Source organism: Anaerotignum faecicola (genome assembly GCA_024460105.1).
GTDB lineage: Bacteria > Bacillota > Clostridia > Lachnospirales > Anaerotignaceae > JANFXS01.
This window is the reverse complement of record JANFXS010000613.1, coordinates 1-383: the sequence shown is the minus strand read 5'-3', so window position 1 is coordinate 383 and position 383 is coordinate 1. Positions and strand designations below refer to the sequence as shown.

General features: G+C 52.5%; 1 protein-coding gene. It reads right to left on the bottom strand.

All coding sequences use genetic code 11. From position 1 onward, the window contains the following. Position 1: 1 nt before the first annotated feature. Entirely contained in the window at positions 2-379 is a 378-nt protein-coding gene (locus NE664_15640) for a minor capsid protein (protein ID MCQ4728066.1), read from the bottom strand. Positions 380-383: the final 4 nt, after the last annotated feature.

Genomic DNA, 383 nt, shown 5'->3' with positions numbered 1-383 from the left:
GTTAATTGTTCGCAATGATCTTTTCCGCCCCCTTCCGAATCGTCTCGCCTTTCGCGGTCTTCATACGCTCAAACCATAGTTTACCGCGGTTTCCGTTGTCTCCGTGGTTCTCATAATACTTCCGCCGCGCATACGGGGCCAAGTACTCTATTTCTGCACTGCCAATTACGGTTCCAAGCTGCGCGGACTTAATCATGTACCCGGTTCTTCGTGGCGTCATCGGGTCCATGTACCGCAGGCACTCAGAATCGACAAACTCCTGTGCCTTTGCAAATCCTTTTGATTTCTGCTGACCGAATCCCGGCGCCCATTCCAAGTGCGCGGTTACACTGCCGTTGCTGCTCTTCTTCTGATACAACTCTCCGCGTGGCGTGGATATCTGA